Annotated in this window: 16 protein-coding genes; 9 read left to right on the top strand and 7 right to left on the bottom strand. The window is 59.5% G+C overall.

Annotation, left to right across the window (positions count from 1 at the left end; all coding sequences use genetic code 11):
- Positions 1 to 27: 27 nt before the first annotated feature.
- The 5 genes from def to ACA057_RS00060 all read left to right on the top strand — a co-directional run bounded on the left by def (position 28) and on the right by ACA057_RS00060 (position 4756).
- On the top strand, positions 28 to 534 hold the full coding sequence (gene def / locus ACA057_RS00080; RefSeq protein ID WP_497344970.1) for a peptide deformylase: 507 nt from the start codon (positions 28 to 30) through the stop codon (positions 532 to 534).
- 70 nt (positions 535 to 604) lie between these two features.
- Complete coding sequence (fmt, locus tag ACA057_RS00075) at positions 605 to 1564, top strand: methionyl-tRNA formyltransferase (protein WP_497344968.1); 960 nt, start codon at positions 605 to 607, stop codon at positions 1562 to 1564.
- The gene (gene rsmB, locus ACA057_RS00070; RefSeq protein ID WP_497344966.1) at positions 1561 to 2889 is read left to right on the top strand and encodes a 16S rRNA (cytosine(967)-C(5))-methyltransferase RsmB; all 1329 of its coding nucleotides are present in this window, start codon (positions 1561 to 1563) and stop codon (positions 2887 to 2889) included. The genes fmt and rsmB overlap by 4 nt, the downstream gene beginning before the upstream one ends.
- Before the next feature lie 4 nt (positions 2890 to 2893).
- Positions 2894 to 4267, top strand: coding sequence for a Trk system potassium transporter TrkA (trkA, locus tag ACA057_RS00065; RefSeq protein WP_401360325.1), 1374 nt, complete (start codon positions 2894 to 2896; stop codon positions 4265 to 4267).
- Positions 4268 to 4462: 195 nt separating this feature from the next.
- Positions 4463 to 4756, top strand: a complete 294-nt coding sequence (locus tag ACA057_RS00060; protein ID WP_497350064.1) for a tetratricopeptide repeat protein — start codon at positions 4463 to 4465, stop codon at positions 4754 to 4756.
- Here ACA057_RS00060 and ACA057_RS00055 read toward each other — a convergent pair whose 3' ends face one another.
- The 3 genes from ACA057_RS00055 to tag form a co-directional block, all read right to left on the bottom strand.
- The gene (locus ACA057_RS00055; protein WP_497344964.1) at positions 4757 to 4996 is read right to left on the bottom strand and encodes a PilZ domain-containing protein; all 240 of its coding nucleotides are present in this window, start codon (positions 4994 to 4996) and stop codon (positions 4757 to 4759) included.
- Between the two features lie 162 nt (positions 4997 to 5158).
- The gene (locus ACA057_RS00050; protein WP_497344962.1) at positions 5159 to 6046 is read right to left on the bottom strand and encodes a lysophospholipid acyltransferase; all 888 of its coding nucleotides are present in this window, start codon (positions 6044 to 6046) and stop codon (positions 5159 to 5161) included.
- Positions 6047 to 6086: 40 nt separating this feature from the next.
- Positions 6087 to 6644: a DNA-3-methyladenine glycosylase I gene (gene tag / locus ACA057_RS00045; protein ID WP_059403757.1), complete on the bottom strand. Its 558-nt coding sequence runs from the start codon at positions 6642 to 6644 to the stop codon at positions 6087 to 6089.
- A gap of 81 nt (positions 6645 to 6725) precedes the next feature.
- Between tag and glyQ the strand changes: the two genes are divergently transcribed.
- From glyQ to ACA057_RS00025, 4 genes are all read left to right on the top strand, one after another.
- The gene (gene glyQ / locus ACA057_RS00040; protein ID WP_008155694.1) at positions 6726 to 7679 is read left to right on the top strand and encodes a glycine--tRNA ligase subunit alpha; all 954 of its coding nucleotides are present in this window, start codon (positions 6726 to 6728) and stop codon (positions 7677 to 7679) included.
- Positions 7676 to 9730: a glycine--tRNA ligase subunit beta gene (glyS, locus tag ACA057_RS00035; protein ID WP_497344960.1), complete on the top strand. Its 2055-nt coding sequence runs from the start codon at positions 7676 to 7678 to the stop codon at positions 9728 to 9730. The genes glyQ and glyS overlap by 4 nt, the downstream gene beginning before the upstream one ends.
- 6 nt (positions 9731 to 9736) lie before the next feature.
- Entirely contained in the window at positions 9737 to 10270 is a 534-nt protein-coding gene (gmhB, locus tag ACA057_RS00030; RefSeq protein WP_497344958.1) for a D-glycero-beta-D-manno-heptose 1,7-bisphosphate 7-phosphatase, read from the top strand.
- 82 nt (positions 10271 to 10352) lie between these two features.
- Positions 10353 to 11132, top strand: a complete 780-nt coding sequence (locus tag ACA057_RS00025; protein WP_497344956.1) for a lysophospholipid acyltransferase family protein — start codon at positions 10353 to 10355, stop codon at positions 11130 to 11132.
- Between the two features lie 324 nt (positions 11133 to 11456).
- On the opposite strand, the gene gyrB is transcribed toward ACA057_RS00025, so the two are convergent.
- The 4 genes from gyrB to dnaA are packed head-to-tail and all read right to left on the bottom strand — an operon-like array spanning position 11457 to position 17666.
- Positions 11457 to 13874 carry a DNA topoisomerase (ATP-hydrolyzing) subunit B gene (gyrB, locus tag ACA057_RS00020; RefSeq protein ID WP_059403954.1) on the bottom strand — a complete coding sequence of 806 codons (2418 nt, stop codon included), beginning with the start codon at positions 13872 to 13874 and terminating at the stop codon, positions 11457 to 11459.
- A gap of 5 nt (positions 13875 to 13879) precedes the next feature.
- The gene (gene recF / locus ACA057_RS00015) at positions 13880 to 14983 is read right to left on the bottom strand and encodes a DNA replication/repair protein RecF (RefSeq protein WP_123515478.1); all 1104 of its coding nucleotides are present in this window, start codon (positions 14981 to 14983) and stop codon (positions 13880 to 13882) included.
- A 20-nt stretch (positions 14984 to 15003) separates the two neighbouring features.
- Complete coding sequence (dnaN, locus tag ACA057_RS00010) at positions 15004 to 16107, bottom strand: DNA polymerase III subunit beta (RefSeq protein WP_059403761.1); 1104 nt, start codon at positions 16105 to 16107, stop codon at positions 15004 to 15006.
- A 38-nt stretch (positions 16108 to 16145) separates the two neighbouring features.
- The gene (gene dnaA, locus ACA057_RS00005) at positions 16146 to 17666 is read right to left on the bottom strand and encodes a chromosomal replication initiator protein DnaA (protein ID WP_497344953.1); all 1521 of its coding nucleotides are present in this window, start codon (positions 17664 to 17666) and stop codon (positions 16146 to 16148) included.

The following is a 17666-nucleotide window of genomic DNA, read 5'->3' as shown; positions in this document are numbered from 1 at the left end:
TACCTCACACGTGCAGCAATTAAGCTTATGGCCATTTTAGACATCCTCGAATTTCCCGACTCGCGCCTGCGCACTATCGCCAAACCTGTGGCCGTAGTGGACGACGAAGTGCGTCAGTTGGTCGATGACATGTTTGAAACAATGTATGAAGCGCCAGGCATTGGCCTCGCCGCGACCCAGGTCAACGTGCACAAACGGATTGTCGTGATGGACCTCTCCGAAGACCGCAGCGAGCCCCGGGTGTTCATCAACCCCGAGTTCGAAACCCTGACTGACGAAATGGAGCAGTATCAGGAAGGCTGCCTCTCGGTACCGGGCTTCTACGAAAACGTCGACCGCCCGCAAAAGGTCAAGATCAAGGCCCTGGACCGTGACGGCCAGCCTTACGAATTGATCGCCGAAGGCCTGCTCGCGGTGTGCATCCAGCATGAATGCGACCACCTCAACGGCAAATTGTTCGTCGACTACCTGTCCAATCTCAAACGTGACCGAATCAAGAAGAAACTGGAAAAGCTCCATCGCCAGAACACTTGATGCCCCTCTTTCAAAGGCTTGCTGCGGCAAGCCTTTTTCTTTTGCGACTGCTTTGTAATAGAGAGCTTCCATGACTGAGCCACTGCGCATCGTCTTTGCCGGCACCCCGGAATTCGCCGCCGAACACCTCAAGGCCCTGCTCGACAGCCCTTACGAGATCGTCGCGGTCTACACCCAACCGGACCGTCCGGCAGGTCGCGGGCAAAAACTGATGCCGAGCCCGGTCAAGCAGTTGGCTCTGCAAAACAGTATCCCGGTATTGCAGCCGCCGACCCTGCGCAACGAAGACGCTCAGGCGGAACTGGCCGCGTTGAAGCCCGATTTGCTGGTGGTGGTCGCCTATGGCCTGATCCTGCCGCAAGTGGTGCTGGATATTCCACGCCTGGGCTGCATCAACAGCCACGCGTCCTTGCTGCCTCGCTGGCGCGGTGCGGCGCCGATCCAGCGCGCCGTTGAAGCAGGCGATGCCGAAAGCGGCGTGACCGTGATGCGCATGGAGCTGGGCCTCGACACCGGGCCGATGCTGCTGAAAGTCACCACACCGATCACCGCTGAAGACACCGGCGGCAGCCTCCACGACCGTCTGGCGGAAATGGGTCCACCGGCCGTTGTTCAAGCGATCGCCGGCCTCGCTTCCGGAACGCTGGAAGGCGAAGTGCAGGACGACAGCCTCGCCACGTATGCTCACAAATTGAACAAAGATGAAGCACGCATCGACTGGAGCCGTCCGGCGGTTGAGCTGGAGCGCCTGGTCCGCGCTTTCAATCCGTGGCCGATCACCCACAGCACGTTGAATGGCGAAGCGTTGAAGGTGCTGGCCGCGAGCCTTGTCGAAGGGCAGGGCGCACCGGGGCAAATCCTCAGCGCCAGCAAAGATGGTTTGATCGTCGCTTGCGGCGAACAGGCGCTGTGCCTGACGCGTCTGCAATTGCCTGGCGGCAAGGCGCTGAACTTCAGTGACTTGTTCAACAGCCGTCGTGAAAAATTTGCCGTCGGCACCGTGCTCGGTCAAACGGCGGACGCTCAATGAACCCACGTCTGGCCGCCGCCAAGGCACTTGCTGCTGTTCTGAATGGAAAAGCCTCACTCAACAGTTCCCTGCCGACACAAATGGACAAGGTCGAAGACCGCGATCGCGGCTTCACCCAGGACCTGGCGTTCGGCACCGCTCGCTGGCAGCCGCGCTTGTCGGCGCTGGCGGCCAAGCTGCTGCAAAAGCCGTTCAAAGCGGCGGACGCCGATGTCGAAGCGCTGCTGCTGGTCGGTCTCTATCAACTGCTCTACACCCGCGTTCCGGCCCACGCCGCCATCGGCGAAACCGTGGGTTGCGCCGACAAGCTGAAAAAGCCCTGGGCCAAAGCCTTGCTCAACGCCGTGCTGCGCCGCGCCCAGCGGGAAAGCGAAGCGCTGTTGGCCGAGCTGGAACACGATCCGGTGGTGCGCACCGCCCACCCGCGCTGGCTGCAAAAATCCCTGAAGGCGTTCTGGCCTGAGCAATGGGAAGCCATTTGCGCGGCGAACAACGCGCATCCGCCGATGATTTTGCGGGTCAACCGTCGCCATCACACCCGCGATGCTTATCTCGGGTTGCTGACCTACGCCGGCATCGCCGCCACGCCGTGCGTGTACAGTCAGGACGGCATCATCCTCGACGCCGCCGCCGACGTGCGCAGCCTGCCGGGTTTCGCCGAAGGCTGGATCAGCGTGCAGGACGAAGCGGCGCAACTGGCCGCCGACCTGCTCGACCTGGCACCGGGTCAACGCGTGCTCGACGCCTGTTGCGCACCGGGCGGCAAGACCTGCCACATCCTTGAAGCCGAGCCAAAGCTGGCCGGTGTAGTGGCGGTGGACCTGGAAGCCAAGCGTCTGGTGCGGGTGCGGGAAAACCTCGCGCGCCTGGGCCTGAGCGCCGAACTGATCGCCGCCGATGGTCGCGACACCGCGACCTGGTGGGACGGCAAACCGTTCCAGCGCATCCTGCTCGACGCGCCATGCTCGGCCACCGGCGTGATCCGCCGTCACCCGGACATCAAGCTGACCCGCCAACCCGACGACATCGCCGCGCTGGCGGTGTTGCAGGGCGAACTGCTCGATGCCATGTGGATAACTTTGGACGTCGGCGGCATTCTGCTTTATGCCACCTGTTCCACACTGCCGACCGAGAACACCGAGGTCATCGAAGCGTTCCTCGCCCGCACGCCGGGTGCCCGCGAACTGGACCTCGCCACGACCGCTGGCATCAAGCAGCCCCATGGCCGCCAATTGCTGGCCCAGGAAGGCGGCCACGACGGGTTCTACTACGCCAAGCTGATCAAGATCGCCGCCGCGCGCGGTAAAATGGATTCAACGGAGTGACTGGATGAAAATCATCATCCTCGGTGCGGGGCAGGTCGGCGGTTCGCTGGCAGAACACTTGGCCAGCGAGGCCAACGACATCACGGTGGTCGACACCGATGGCGAACGCTTGCGCGACCTCGGCGATCGGCTGGACATTCGCACGGTGCAGGGCCGCGGCTCGTTTCCGACGGTGTTGCGTCAGGCCGGCGCGGACGATGCCGACATGTTAGTGGCGGTGACCAACAGCGACGAGACCAACATGGTCGCCTGCCAGGTTGCCCACACGCTGTTCCACACGCCGACCAAAATTGCTCGGGTCCGCGAAGCCGCTTATCTGACACGCGGCGGGCTGTTCAACAATGAAGCGATCCCGGTGGACGTGCTGATCAGCCCGGAACAGGTGGTCACTAACTACATCAAGCGCCTGATCGAGCATCCGGGCGCGTTGCAGGTGATTGACTTCGCTGAAGGCAAAGCCCAATTGGTCGCGGTGAAGGCCTACTACGGCGGGCCGTTGGTGGGCCAGCAACTGCGTCAGTTGCGCGAACACATGCCGAATGTCGAAACCCGCGTCGCGGCGATTTTCCGGCGTGACCGGCCGATCCTGCCCCAGGGCGATACGGTGATCGAGGCCGACGACGAAGTCTTTTTCATCGCCGCCAAGGCGAATATTCGTGCGGTCATGAGTGAAATGCGCCGCTTGGACGAAACCTACAAACGCATTGTCATTGCCGGGGGCGGGCAGATTGGTGAGCGATTGGCCGAGGCCATCGAGAGCCGTTACCAGGTGAAGATCATCGAGATGAACCCGGCGCGCTGCCGTCATCTCTCGGATAACCTCGACAGCACCGTGGTCCTGCAGGGCAGCGCGTCGGACCGGGATCTGCTGCTGGAGGAGAACATCGCCGACGCCGACCTGTTCCTGGCCCTGACCAACGACGACGAAGCCAACATCATGTCCTCGCTGCTGGCCAAGCGCCTGGGCGCGAAGAAGGTGATGACGATCATCAACAACCCGGCCTACGTCGATTTGATTCAGGGCGGCGATATCGACATCGCCATCAGCCCGCAGTTGGCGACCATCGGCACCTTGTTGGCCCACGTGCGCCGTGGCGATATTGTCAGCGTGCACTCGCTGCGCCGTGGCGCGGCGGAGGCCATCGAGGCGATTGCGCATGGTGATGCGAAGTCGAGCAAAGTGATCGGCAAGGCCATTGAGAACATCGGCCTGCCGCCGGGTACGACCATTGGCGCGATTATCCGTGATGAAGAAGTGATCATCGCGCATGACGACACGGTGATCGCGGCGGGCGACCATGTGATTCTGTTCCTTGTGGATAAAAAGCATATTCGCGATGTGGAGAAGTTGTTCCATGTGGGGCTTAGCTTTTTCTGATCCTGGAAAAGGCGGTGGCTGGTCTGGCCTCTTCGCGGGCAAGCCCGCTCCCACAGGAATCTCGGCCCTAATCATGATGGGGGTTCACTGCAAAACACTGTGGGAGCGGGCTTGCCCGCGAAGCGATTTCAAAACACATAGGCATCCCTGAAAAACTTCAATGAGGAATCCACCTTGATCGAATCCCTGGAAAAAATGCTCGCCAAGGGTGTGGATAACTCACTGCTGCGCTTCGGTCTCGGCAAGGGGTACCTGGACTTGGGAGAAAACGCCAAGGCGGCCGAGCATTTCCAGCGCTGCGTCGAATTCGATCCGAAGTATTCGGCGGCCTGGAAGCTGTTGGGCAAGGCGCATCTGGCGCTGGCGGACTTTGCGGCCGCGCGTCAGGCGTGGGAGCAGGGACTGGAAGCTGCCCGTGCCCATGGCGACAAGCAGGCGGAGAAGGAAATGACGGTGTTTCTGAAGAAGCTCGAGCGTCAGGCGCACTGATCAGAGATAGCGCAAGCCAATGCCTTCGGCATCCACCAGCACCACTTCCATGCGCACACGCGGCGCGCCTGTGGGTAAGTCCTGCACCTGACCATAAACCACCGCGCCTGTGGGCAACGCCGACAAGCGCGGATGCTTGACGTAGACGCCTGTGGCCGAAAGGTTACGCGTCTGGCCCAGGCACTCGCCGAAGCTTTCGTGGCTGATCTTGATGCGGAATGATTTGCGCTGTTCGGACATCTTCGTGCGCCCTTGTATGAACCTGTTGTGGATAACTGCTTCTGTAGGAGCGAGGCTTGCCCGCGAAGAGGCCATTAAATTCAACATTGATGTTGGATTGAAAATCGCCTTCGCGGGCAAGCCTCGCGCCTAAAAGTTCTGGTTATCCACAGATCGTGCCAATTAGTACCAGCGCTCTTCGCCGGGTGGACGCTTCTTGAAGCGCTTCATGCTCCACATGTACTGGCTCGGATACGCCCGCACATAGCGCTCGACCACCTGGCTCATGGCCGCACAGGACGTTTCGGTATCCGTGCTGTACATGGCCTCTGGCGCAGCTTCGAGTATCACTTTGTAGCCTGAACCGTCCGGCAGACGCAGGGCATGCAGGAACACGCCGACTGCTTTGCCACCCGCGAGCATGTTCGGTACGAATTTGCTGGTGAGCGCCTGAGTGGCGAAGAACGGCACGAAAATCCCGGCGGACTCGGACGGTTCCGGGTCAGCGGGGATGCCCACTGCACCACCTTTGCGCACTTCCTTGATCACGCTGAGGATGCCTTCCTTGGTGGACGCGGCGACCTTGTTACCCAGCTGTACGCGCTGCTTGCGCAGCAAATCGTCCACCGCCTTCAATTTCGGCGGACGATAAAAAATGATCGGTTTGCACTGGCTGCAATAAAAGTGGTTAAGCACTTCCCAGTTGCCCAGATGGCTGGTGATACCGACGACGCCTTTACCAGACGCCAACGCCTCCTTCAGCACATCGAGCCCTTCGACTTCGCGCACCAGGTCGATGGAACGCTGAGCCGGCCAGATCCAGGCGCAGGCGCTTTCGGTCAGGGACTTGCCGATGTCTTTCAGGCTCTGGCCCACCAGGCGCTCCCGTTCAGCCGGGTCCATGTCGGGGAAGCACTTGGCAAGATTGATCCGCACCACATCGCGGGAACGGTTGGGGGTTTTCCACATGACCCAACCGATGAACGAACCCACGGCTTGCACTGCCCGCCACGGAAGCAGGGCAAACAACCGCAGAGCGCCTACCAGCAAGGCGCCTTTAAACTTATCCACAGGTCACTCCTGATCTTGTGCTGTGTGCGAGGCGGCCATTCTAACCGCCGTTCGCCAGCACCGCGTAGCGATCGCAATCCCGGGTGTGGTCCATGACCATGCCCGAAGCCTGCATCAGCGCGTAGCAAATGGTCGGGCCGACGAAGGTGAAACCGGCCTTTTTCAGGCCTTTGCTCATCTCCACGGCGACCGGCGTCACGGCCGGTACTTCAGTGCGATCCTTGAAATGATTGATCACCGGCTTGCCGCCGACGAAGGACCAGAGAAACTCCACAGGATCCTCCAGCGCCAGCCAGGCCTGGGCATTGCGTCGGGCCGCGTTGAGTTTAAGGCGATTGCGAATAATGCCCGGATCGAGCATCAATTCGTCGATTTCCGCGTCGCTCATCTGCGCCACGCGCTGCACGTCGAAGCCGAACATCACCTCGCGATAGCGCTCGCGTTTACGCAGCACGGTGATCCAGGAAAGGCCGGCCTGGAACCCTTCGAGCAAAAGCAACTCGAACAATCCCTGCGCATCGCGTAGCGGCGTGCCCCACTCCTGATCGTGATAAGCCATGTACAGCGGATCTTCGGAACACCAAAAGCAGCGTGGCATAAGGCTCCAGGGGGCGTGCGCAGGACCGAATCGGGTATACTCCCGCTCTTTAAATCGCAGCCCAAGAAACAGGTGAATTTCGTGAGCCAGCCTACGCCAGCCGTGCGTACCTTCCAAGACTTGATCCTCGCCCTCCAGCAATACTGGGCCGAGCAAGGTTGTGTGGTACTTCAGCCCTACGATATGGAAGTAGGCGCCGGCACTTTCCACACTGCTACATTCCTGCGCGCCATTGGCCCGGAAACCTGGAACGCCGCTTATGTGCAGCCCAGTCGTCGCCCGACTGACGGCCGCTACGGCGAAAACCCGAACCGTCTGCAGCACTACTACCAGTTCCAGGTCGTCCTGAAACCGAACCCGGACAACTTCCAGGAGCTGTACCTCGGCTCCTTGAAGCATGTCGGCCTGGACCCGTTGGTCCACGACATCCGCTTCGTCGAAGACAACTGGGAATCGCCGACCCTCGGCGCCTGGGGCCTGGGCTGGGAAGTCTGGCTCAACGGCATGGAAGTGACGCAGTTCACTTACTTCCAGCAAGCGGGTGGCATCGAGTGCTATCCGGTGACCGGCGAGATCACTTACGGTCTCGAGCGTCTGGCCATGTACCTGCAAGGCGTGGACTCGGTCTACGACCTGGTCTGGGCTGACGGTCCGATGGGCAAAGTGACCTACGGCGACGTGTTCCACCAGAACGAAGTGGAGCAGTCGACCTACAACTTCGAACACGCCAACGTCGAGAAGCTGTTCGAATTGTTCGATTTCTACGAAAGCGAAGCCAAGCGCCTGATCGAACTCGACCAGCCGCTGCCGTTGCCGAGCTACGAAATGGTGTTGAAGGCCTCTCATACCTTTAACCTGCTGGATGCGCGCCGGGCGATCTCGGTCACCGCGCGTCAGCAATACATTCTGCGCGTGCGCACCCTGGCGCGTTCCGTTGCGCAAGCCTACCTGCTGGCTCGCGCCAAGCTGGGCTTCCCGATGGCGACCCCGGACCTGCGTGATGAAGTACTGGCCAAGCTGGAGGCTGCACAATGAGTGCTCTGGATTTTCTGGTTGAACTGGGCACTGAAGAACTGCCACCCAAAGCCCTGAACACCCTGGCCGAGGCGTTTCTTGCCGGTATCGACAAGGGTCTGCAAGCGGCTGGCCTGAACTACGAGACCAAAACCGTCTACGCCGCGCCGCGTCGTCTGGCTGTGCTGATCACCGATCTGGCGACTCAGCAGCCGGATCGCAGCATCAACCTGGACGGCCCGCCACGTCAGGCCGCGTTCGATGCCGATGGCAACCCGACTCAAGCGGCATTGGGTTTCGCCAAGAAGTGCGGCGTCGACCTGAGCGAAATCGATCAGAGCGGTCCGAAGCTGCGTTACAGCCAGAGCATCGCCGGTAAACCGACCGCGAGCCTGCTGCCGACCATCGTCGAAGATTCCCTGAACGACCTGCCGATTCCAAAGCGCATGCGCTGGGGCGCTCGCAAAGAAGAATTCGTTCGCCCAACCCAATGGCTGGTGATGCTGCTCGGTGACCAGATCATCGATTGCACAATCCTCGCCCAAAAGGCCGGTCGCGATTCCCGTGGTCACCGCTTCCACCACCCGCAAAGCGTGCGCATCACTTCGCCGGCCAACTACCTGAGCGACCTGCGTGCCGCTTACGTATTGGCCGATTCCAACGAGCGCCGCGAGCTGATCAGCAAGCGCACCGAAGAATTGGCGACAATGCAGGAAGGCACGGCGATCGTGCCGCCAGCCTTGCTCGATGAAGTGACCGCGCTGGTTGAATGGCCGGTGCCGCTGGTGTGCTCGTTCGAAGAGCGTTTCCTCGACGTGCCGCAAGAAGCCCTGATCACCACCATGCAGGACAACCAGAAGTACTTCTGCCTGCTGGATGCCGACGGCAAGTTGCTGCCACGTTTCATTACCGTGGCCAACATCGAAAGCAAAGACCCGCAGCAGATCATCGCCGGTAACGAGAAAGTGGTTCGCCCACGCCTGACCGACGCCGAGTTCTTCTTCAAGCAAGACAAGAAGCAGAAGCTCGAAGAGTTCAACCTGCGCCTGCAAAACGTGGTGTTCCAGGAAAAACTCGGCAGCGTCTACGACAAGGCCGAACGCGTTTCCAAACTCGCTGCGTTCATCGCTCAGCGCATCGGCGGCAACGCGGCATGGGCTTCCCGTGCCGGCCTGCTGTCCAAGTGCGACCTGGCGACCGAGATGGTCGGTGAGTTCCCGGAGATGCAAGGTGTCGCCGGTTACTACTACGCCCTCAACGACGGCGAGCCGGAAGAGGTCGCACTGGCGCTGAACGAGCAGTACATGCCGCGCGGTGCCGGTGCTGAACTGCCGACCACCCTGACCGGTGCGGCCGTGGCCATCGCCGACAAGCTCGACACGTTGGTCGGCATCTTCGGTATCGGCATGCTGCCAACCGGTAGCAAAGACCCGTACGCCCTGCGCCGTGCTGCACTCGGCGTGTTGCGCATCCTGATCGACAAGAAGCTCGACCTCGACCTGAACGACGCCGTGGCTTTCGCCGTGAATGCGTTCGGTACCAAGGTGAAAGTGGCCGGCCTGAACGACTCGGTGCTGGAGTTCATCTTCGACCGTCTGCGTGCCCGTTACGAAGACGAAGGTGTCGACGTCGGGACGTACCTGTCGGTGCGTGCCCTGAAACCGGGTTCGGCGCTGGACTTCGACCAGCGCGTGCAAGCGGTTGAGGCCTTCCGTAGATTGCCGGAAGCCGCTGCCCTGGCCGCCGTGAACAAGCGCGTTTCGAACTTGCTGAGCAAGGTCGAAGGCACTGTGCCTACGCTGGTTGAAGCCAAGTACTTCGACAACGCCAACGAGTTCTCCCTGTACTCGGCGATCCAGCAGGCGGACCAGGCTGTACAGCCAATGGCCGCTGCACGTCAGTACAGCGAATCGCTGGCACGCCTGGCTGCCTTGCGCGAGCCGGTGGATGCGTTCTTCGAAGCCGTGATGGTCAACGCGGAAGATGCCAAAGTCCGCGGCAACCGTTATGCCTTGCTGGCGCGTCTGCGTGGGCTGTTCCTCGGCGTCGCCGACATTTCGTTGCTGGGGTAAGACTGTTTGAAACTGCTGATTCTCGATCGGGACGGGGTGATCAATTACGACTCCGACGCTTACATCAAGTCGGTGGAGGAGTGGATTCCGCTCCCCGGTTCGATCGCAGCCATCGCGCAGTTAAGCAAGGCCGGCTGGACGGTAGCGGTGGCTACCAACCAGTCGGGCATTGCTCGCGGCTATTACGACATCGCTACCCTGGACGCCATGCACGAGCGCTTGCGTTCGCTTGTGGCGGAGCAGGGCGGTGAAGTCGGGCTGATCGTCTATTGCCCACACGGGCCGGACGATGGCTGCGATTGCCGCAAGCCAAAACCCGGGATGTTGAAAACCATCGCCACGCATTACAACGTATCGCTGACCAATCTATGGTTCGTCGGCGATACCCTTGGTGACCTGGAAGCCGCCAAAGCCGTCGATTCTCAGCCAGTTTTAGTAAAGACCGGGAAAGGCGAAAAGACTTTGGGCAAGACCCTACCGGTGGGCACCTTGATTTTTGACGATCTGGCGGCGATTGCCGCAGAACTTATCCACAATTAGAGTGCTTCGATTGTTCCTGGCCAAGGATTGATCGGGAGTGCGCTTTATATAGACGGGCAGAGCCCGCACGGTAACCGTCACCATGTCGATATTGCAGGCCATCAGAACCTTCCTCTTTTACCTGCTACTGGGCACCACCTCCTTGCTCTGGTGCAGCCTGAGCTTTTTTATCGCGCCTTTTCTGCCGTTCAAGGCGCGCTATCGCTTCATCAACGTGTACTGGTGCCGCTGCGCCTTGTGGCTGAGCAAAGTCTTTCTGGGCATCAGCTATGAAATCAAAGGCGCCGAGAACGTACCAGACCAGCCCTGCGTGATTCAGTCGAACCACCAGAGCACCTGGGAAACATTCTTTCTCTCGGCTTACTTCCAGCCGCTGAGCCAGGTGCTCAAGCGTGAACTGCTCTACGTGCCGTTCTTCGGCTGGGCCATGGCCATGCTGCGACCGATCGCCATCGACCGCGACAACCCGAAGGCCGCGCTCAAGCATGTGGCCAAGAAGGGCGATGAGCTGCTTAAGGATGGCGTCTGGGTGCTGATCTTCCCGGAAGGTACGCGCGTTCCCTACGGCACCATCGGCAAGTTCTCACGCGGTGGCACCGCGTTGGCGGTCAACGCCGCACTACCCGTGCTGCCGATTGCGCACAATGCTGGCAAGTTCTGGCCGAAAACCGGGTGGGCGAAGAAGCAAGGCGTCATCACCGTAATCATCGGCGCGCCGATGTATGCCGAAGGCAGCGGGCCGCGAGCCATTGCCGAGCTGAACGACCGGGTGCAAGCCTGGAACGAGCAGATGCAACGGGAAATGGGATCGCTGCCGGCTGCTCCTGAAGCCCCTTCTGCCAGTGATCAGGTGGCTGTCTGAGATTCTGTGGATAACCTGTGTACCGTTTTGTCGAAAAGTAGCGTTTTTTGTGTTTAAACTTATGATTTATATACATATTTCTTAAACACATAAAACTCCGGAAATGGTGCATAAGTTTTTTTCGGGCGCAAAAAAACCGGCTGATATAGCCGGTTTTTTTATGCCTGTAATGTGGCTGTTTCAATCGATGTACACAGTGAATCGAGAGTGAAACAGGGACATGACTTCGACCACCAAAATCGAAGGCTGCGATCTTTTTCTTTCGACAAATAAAAAGGCCAACGCAAATGCGTTGGCCTTTTTTGTTTGGTCGGTGACCTGGGATCAGAAGTCCAGGTTAGATACCGCCAAGGCGTTGCTTTCGATGAAGTCACGGCGGGGTTCGACCGCATCACCCATCAGGGTATTGAAGATCTGGTCCGCGCCAATGGCGTCTTCGATGGTCACTTTGAGCATCCGGCGCTGAGCGGGGTCCATGGTGGTTTCCCACAGCTGATCCGGGTTCATTTCACCCAGACCTTTGTATCGCTGGATGGTGTGACGCTTGGTGCTTTCCGCCATCAGCCATTCAAGGGCTTCCTTGAACTCGGTGACCGGCTTCTTGCGCTCGCCACGCTGGATGTACGCGCCGTCGTCCAGCAAGGTGCTCAATTGAGCGCCCAGAGACACGACAGTCTTGTAATCGTTGCTGCCGAAGAAGTCGCGGTTGAAGGTGACGTAGTTCGACAGGCCATGGGAGATCAGTTCGACCTCTGGCAGCCAGACGTTACGTTCACGGTCTTCACGCAGGCTGGCTTTGTAGACCAGGCCGGATTTCTCGACAGTGCGCAGGCGAACTTCGTACTGAGCCATCCAATCTTGCATTGCTGCGTGATCGGACAGTTGTTCCAGGCTTACCGCCGGCAGGTAGATGAAGTGCTCGGTCAGTTCCTGTGGGTACAGGCGCGACAGACGCTTGAGGGTCTTCATTACCAGGCGGAAGTCATTCACCAGGCGCTCAAGGGCAGGTCCGGAAATACCCGGAGCGTCCTCGTTCAGGTGCAGGCTCGCGTCTTCCAGGGCCGACTGCGTCATGTACTCTTCCATGGCGTCGTCGTCTTTGATGTATTGCTCTTGCTTGCCTTTCTTGACCTTGTACAACGGCGGCTGGGCGATGTAGATGTAGCCGCGCTCGATCAGCTCCGGCAATTGACGGAAGAAGAACGTCAGCAGCAGGGTCCGGATGTGCGAACCGTCGACGTCAGCATCGGTCATGATGATGATGTTGTGGTAACGCAGCTTGGCGATGTTGTACTCGTCACGGCCGATGCCGCAGCCCAGCGCAGTGATCAAGGTGCCCACTTCTTGCGAAGAGATCATCTTGTCGAAGCGCGCCTTCTCGACGTTGAGGATCTTGCCCTTCAACGGCAGGATGGCCTGGGTCCGGCGGTTGCGTCCCTGCTTGGCGGAGCCGCCAGCAGAGTCACCTTCCACGAGGTACAGTTCGGACAGGGCAGGGTCTTTTTCCTGGCAGTCAGCCAGTTTGCCCGGCAGGCCGGCGATGTCCAGCGCGCCTTTGCGGCGGGTCATCTCACGGGCCTTGCGCGCCGCTTCACGAGCACGGGCCGCGTCGATCATCTTGCCGACGACCAGTTTGGCTTCGTTCGGGTTTTCCAGCAGGAAGTCGGAGAAGTACTTGCCCATTTCCTGTTCGACCGCGGTCTTCACTTCGGAAGAAACCAGCTTGTCTTTGGTCTGGGAACTGAACTTCGGATCCGGCACTTTCACCGAGATGATCGCAGTCAGGCCTTCACGCGCGTCATCACCGGTGGTGGCGACTTTGTGTTTCTTCGCCAGGCCTTCAGCTTCGATGTAGGTGTTCAGGTTACGCGTCAGTGCGGAACGGAAACCCACCAGGTGAGTACCGCCATCGCGCTGTGGAATGTTGTTGGTGAAGCACAACAGGTTCTCGTTGAAGCTGTCGTTCCACTGCAGGGCGATTTCCACGCCTATGCCGTCTTCACGCTGGATGTTGAAGTGGAACACCTGGTTGACCGGCGTCTTGTTGGTGTTCAGGTATTCAACGAATGCACGCAGGCCGCCTTCGTACTTGAACAGCTCTTCCTTGCCGCTGCGCTCATCCTTGAGGACGATGCCGACACCGGAGTTGAGGAAGGACAGTTCGCGAATCCGCTTGGCCAGGATGTCCCAGCTGAAGTGGATGTTCTTGAAGGTCAGGTCGGACGGCTTGAAGTGGATCTGAGTACCGGTGGACTCGCTTTCACCGACGATTTTCATCGGTTCTTTCGGAACACCGTGGATGTAGGTCTGTTCCCAGATCTTGCCGCTGCGGCGAACGGTCAGGACCAGCTCTTCCGACAGGGCGTTGACCACCGACACACCTACGCCGTGCAGGCCGCCGGAAACCTTGTAGGAGTTGTCGTCGAACTTACCGCCGGCGTGCAGCACGGTCATGATGACCTCGGCTGCCGAAACGCCTTCTTCTTTGTGCACGTCTACCGGGATGCCACGACCGTTGTCGCGCACGGTGATGGATTCGTCCGGGTGGATAATGATGCTGATGTCGTCGCAGTGGCCGGCGAGAGCTTCGTCGATCGAGTTATCGACCACTTCGAACACCATGTGGTGGAGACCGCTGCCATCGTCGGTGTCACCAATGTACATACCGGGACGTTTGCGTACGGCATCCAGGCCTTTCAGCACTTTAATGCTCGTTGAGTCGTACGTATTTTCTTCGCTCAATGCCTTCACTCCCGATGGTCGTGGGTCTGGGTGATACGGCCCTGTTCCACGTGGAACAGAGCGACTGGCGTTTCCGTCTGCCAGCCTTCCCTCAATAATTCGTGATCTACACAGGTGATAAACACCTGGCAGCGTAAGTCTTCCAGCAAGCGGCAAAGCGCACGGCGGTGTTGCTCGTCCAGTTCGGACGGCAAGTCATCCACCAGATAAATACACTGGCCGCGTCGGGCCTGGCTGACCAAGTGCCCTTGGGCTATCCGCAATGCACAAACCACCAACTTCTGCTGACCCCGGGACAAGATGTCCGCGGCGTTATGAGCGCCCAATCTAAGACGCAAATCAGCGCGTTGTGGTCCGGCCTGGGTATGACCCATTTGCTGATCCCGCTGCAGGGACCCGGCGAGTACAGCACTCAGCTCGCGGTCTTTGTCCCAGCCTCGGTAATAGCTGAGCGTCAAGCCCTCGAGCTCAACCAGTTCGCTCAAGGTCTGTTCAAAGACTGGTTTCAAGGCTTTGATGTAAGCGCGGCGGTATTCATCAATTTCAGCGCTGGCCTGGCACAGTTCCCTGTCCCAAACCGCTTGCGAAACGGCGTCAAGTGTACCATGCCGCAGCCAAGAGTTTCTCTGGCGCAGGGCCTTCTGCAAGCGCTGCCAGGTGGACATGAATCGCGGTTCCACGTGGAACACGCCCCAGTCGAGAAACTGCCTGCGAATCTTCGGCGCCCCCTCCAACAGCCGGAAGCTGTCGGGGTTGATCAGCTGCAACGGCAGGATCTCTGCCAGCTGCGCAGCGCTACGGGCGTTCTGCCCGTCGATGCGGATCTGGAACTCGCCCTGACGGTCCCGAGATATCCCCAGCGCGCTGTGCCCGCCCTCTGCCAATTCGACCTGACCAAACACCGTGCACGCCAACTGCTCGTACTGAATCACCGGTAATAGACGGCTGCTACGAAACGAACGGGCAAGCCCCAGCAGGTGAATGGCTTCCAGAACACTGGTTTTGCCGCTGCCGTTGGCGCCGTAAAGAATATTGATTCGGGGGGAGGGGGAGAAGGTCACCGGGTGCAGATTGCGCACCGCGGTGACCGAGACGCGACTTAAGGACATCTAGCTTCTGCTGAACATGATTACAGACGCATCGGCATGACAACGTAGGCCGAGTCGTCGTTGTCGGACTCTTGCACCAGCGCGCTGCTGTTGGAGTCGGACAGGATCAAGCGAACCTGCTCAGTGGTCATCACGCCCAGCACATCGAGCAGATAGCTCACGTTGAAGCCGATTTCCAGGGAGCCGCCGTTGTACTCAACGCCCACTTCTTCTTCCGCTTCTTCCTGCTCAGGGTTGTTCGCCTGGATCTTCAGCTGACCGTTGGCCAGTTGCAGACGGATACCGCGGTACTTCTCGTTAGACAGAATCGCGGTACGGCTGAACGCTTCACGCAGCGCCTGACGATCACCGAGCACCAGCTTGTCGCCGCCTTTAGGCAGAACGCGCTCGTAGTCAGGGAATTTTCCGTCGACCAGTTTCGAGGTGAAGGTGAACTCGCCAGTGGTAGCACGGATGTGGTGCTGACCCAGAACGATGCTGACGAGGCCGTCGGGTTCGGTCAGCAGGCGCGCCAGTTCAAGAATACCTTTGCGCGGCACGATCACCTGGTGACGATCCGGCTGACCGATATCGGCCTGCATCGAGCACATGGCCAGGCGGTGACCGTCGGTGGCCACGGCGCGGATGATGCCGGCAGAGACTTCCAGCAGCATACCGTTCAGGTAGTAACGCACGTCCTGCTGAGCCATGGCGAAGCTGGTGCGTTCGATCAGACGACGCAGTTTGCTTTGTTCCAGGCTGCACGTCAGCGAGCCAGGGCCTTCTTCCACGGTCGGAAAATCATTGGCCGGCAAGGTCGACAGGGTGAAGCGGCTACGGCCAGCCTTCACCACGAGCTTCTGCTCATCAACCTTGATGTCGATCAGGGCATCGTTTGGCAGGCTCTTGCAGATGTCCATCAGCTTGCGCGCAGGCACGGTGATGGAACCTGGATCAGCCGGCTCTTCTAGTTGCACACGACCGACCAGCTCGACTTCCAGGTCGGTACCGGTCAGCGACAATTGCTGGCCTTCGACAACCAGCAGCACGTTGGAGAGCACCGGCAAGGTCTGTCGGCGCTCGACGACGCCTGCGACCAGTTGCAGGGGTTTCAACAGGGCTTCGCGTTGAATGGTGAAATGCATGGTCTAGTCCCTTGCCTTAAAAGCTGCGCTGGTGTTCATCAAGTGGTCAGTGTACGCAGCAGGTTCTTGTAGTCCTCGCGGATGTCCGCGTCGGATTCCTTAAGTTCATTGATCTTGCGGCAAGCGTGCAACACAGTCGTATGGTCGCGGCCGCCAAACACATCGCCGATTTCCGGCAGGCTGTGGTTGGTCAGCTCTTTGGACAACGCCATGGCCACCTGACGCGGCCGAGCTACCGAGCGTGAACGACGCTTGGACAGCAGGTCTGAGATCTTGATCTTGTAGTACTCGGCGACCGTGCGCTGAATGTTATCCACAGAGACCAGTTTATCTTGCAGCGCCAACAAGTCTTTCAGGGATTCGCGAATCAGCTCGATGGTGATGTCGCGGCCCATGAAGTGCGAGTGGGCGATCACGCGTTTAAGCGCGCCTTCCAGCTCACGGACGTTGGAGCGAATGCGCTGGGCGATGAAGAACGCCGCATCGTGTGGCAGATCGACTTTGGCCTGGTCGGCCTTTTTCATCAGGATCGCCACGCGGGTTTCCAGCTCCGGCGGCTCGACGGCAACCGTCAGGCCCCAGCCAAAGCGGGATTTGAGGCGCTCTTCAAGGCCTTCGATTTCTTTCGGATAGCGGTCACTCGTGAGAATGACCTGCTGGCCACCTTCAAGCAGAGCGTTGAAGGTGTGGAAAAATTCTTCCTGGGAACGTTCCTTACGGGCGAAGAACTGAATGTCATCGATCAGCAACGCATCCACCGAACGGTAGAAGCGCTTGAATTCATTGATGGCATTCAGTTGCAGCGCCTTGACCATGTCGGCCACGAAACGCTCGGAATGCAGGTACACGACCTTGGCATTCGGGTTCTTCTTCAATAGGTGGTTACCCACCGCGTGCATCAAGTGGGTTTTACCCAAGCCGACGCCACCATAAAGGAAGAGCGGGTTGTAACCGTGCTTGGGGTTGTCCGCCACCTGCCAGGCCGCAGCCCGGGCCAATTGGTTGGACTTACCCTCGACGAAATTCTCGAAGGTGAAGGTGCGGTTCAGGTAACTGGTGTGCTTGAGCGCGCCTTCAACCTGCACGGTGCGCTGTTCGGCGCGAACCGGAGCCTGTTGCGAACTGGCGCCGGCCATTGGGTCGAAGCTGTCGCGGGACGGCTCTTCGCTGACCTCGGCGACTTTTTGTGTCGCACGCTTGGTCGGCGCAGCTGTCGGAATTGGCGCCGGAGCGTTGACCGGTGCTTGAGCAGCCTGAGCCTGGGACGCAGCGGCGGCCAACGGAGCATTGGGGGCGGCACGGGGTGCCGAACTGCGCTTGCTGCCTATTAATAAGGACAGCGCCGGCGCCATGCCATTGCCGTGCTCATCGAGCAGTTCAAGGACGCGCCCCAGGTACTTTTCGTTGACCCAGTCGAGAACAAAACGATTCGGTGCGTAGACACGCAACTCGTCGCCTTCGGCTTCGACCTGTAGTGGACGGATCCAAGTGTTGAATTGTTGGGCAGGCAGCTCATCGCGCAAAAGCTCCACGCACTGCTGCCAAAGTTCCACTGACAC

The sequence above is a fragment of the Pseudomonas sp. LBUM1661 genome, from assembly GCF_059695925.1.
This window is presented reverse-complemented; position numbering and strand designations above follow the sequence as displayed.